The sequence below is a fragment of the Actinomycetota bacterium genome (assembly GCA_005774595.1).
Lineage (GTDB): Bacteria > Actinomycetota > Coriobacteriia > Anaerosomatales > D1FN1-002 > D1FN1-002.
Map to the genome: position 1 here is coordinate 1 of VAUM01000455.1, position 1,257 is coordinate 1,257.

A 1,257-nucleotide genomic window follows, 5' to 3' on the forward strand; every position below is an offset into this window, starting at 1 on the left:
CGCCCACCCTCAGCCCGCTCCCCTCCTCGAGGATCGGCTGCACGATCTCCTCGGTGGTGCCGGGGTAGGTCGTGGACTCGAGGGTGACCAGCACGCCGTCGTGCAGGTGCGGCGCGATGGCGCGAGCGGCCGCCTCCATGTACGAGGTGTCCGGCTCCTTCATCTTGTCGAGCGGGGTCGGCACGCAGATGGCGATGCAGTCGCAATCGTTGGCGCGCGAGAAGTCGGTCGTGGCCTCGATGAGGCCGCCCGTGACCAGCAGCGCGAACTCGTCGCCCGGCACGTCCGGGATGTAGCTCCGGCCCGCGTTGACCTCGGCGGTCTTGCCCTCGGACACGTCGAGGCCGACGACCTTGTGGCCGGCCTTGGCCATCTCGACGGCGAGCGGCAGGCCGACGTAGCCGAGGCCGACCACCCCGAAGACGGCGGAGCCGCCGGTGATGCGCTCCATCAAGCTCATGAGACCCCTTCGCGCGGGACAGCGAGGGGGTCCGGCCCCCTCGGAATGCGTCATTTTACCGCGAACATCAGCTCGCCCGCGCACGCGAGCTCGTCGCCCACGCGCGCCTCGCACTCGCCGAAGCCGATCGGGCCGCGCGAGCGCGTGATGCGCACGGTCATGTTCAGGGTGTCGCCTGGGACGACTTGCCGCTTGAAGCGGATCTTGTCGATGCCGCCGAAGAACGCGATCTTGCCGCGGTTGGCCTCCTGCGACAGCAGCGCGATCGCGCCGACCTGCGCGCACGCCTCCACGATGAGCACGCCCGGCATGACGGCGTACTCGGGGAAGTGCCCGGGGACCCAGAACATGTCGCTCGTGACGTCGAGATAGCCGGTGGCGCCCTCGGCGCTCACGTCCTCGGCCCGGTCGACCAGCAGGAACGGCTCGCGGTGCGGGATGACGGCCTTGATGTCGTCGCGGTCGAGCATGGGTGCCTCCTTCGTGGCGGGTCGCGGCGCCTCCGGCCGCGTCAGCAGGGGTCGCCGGACGTATCCGGGCCCTCGACCGTCTCGATACGCGCGCCGAGTGCGGCGAGCTTGGCGGTGAAGCGCTCGTAGCCACGCTCGATGTGGTGCACGTCGTCGACGCGGGTCTCGCCGTCGGCGACCAACCCGGCGAGTACGAGCGCCGCGCCCGCGCGCAGGTCGGGGCAGCGCACGGGCGCACCCGAGAGCGCGGGCACGCCGCGCACGAGCGCGTGGTGGCCCTCGATGTGGACGTCGGCGCCCATGCGCACGAGCTCGCCGGCGAACTGG

General features: G+C 71.4%; 3 protein-coding genes. All 3 read right to left on the reverse strand.

Annotated elements, in window-relative coordinates:
* Positions 1–460 (reverse strand): UDP-N-acetyl-D-glucosamine dehydrogenase (locus FDZ70_10925; protein ID TLM65667.1); only part of this gene is annotated, 460 nt, incomplete at its 3' end.
* A gap of 50 nt (positions 461–510) precedes the next feature.
* Positions 511–930: a beta-hydroxyacyl-ACP dehydratase gene (locus FDZ70_10930; protein TLM65668.1), complete on the reverse strand. Its 420-nt coding sequence runs from the start codon at positions 928–930 to the stop codon at positions 511–513.
* 41 nt (positions 931–971) lie between these two features.
* Positions 972–1,257: UDP-N-acetylglucosamine 1-carboxyvinyltransferase (locus FDZ70_10935; protein ID TLM65669.1), on the reverse strand; the 286-nt coding region annotated here is incomplete at its 5' end.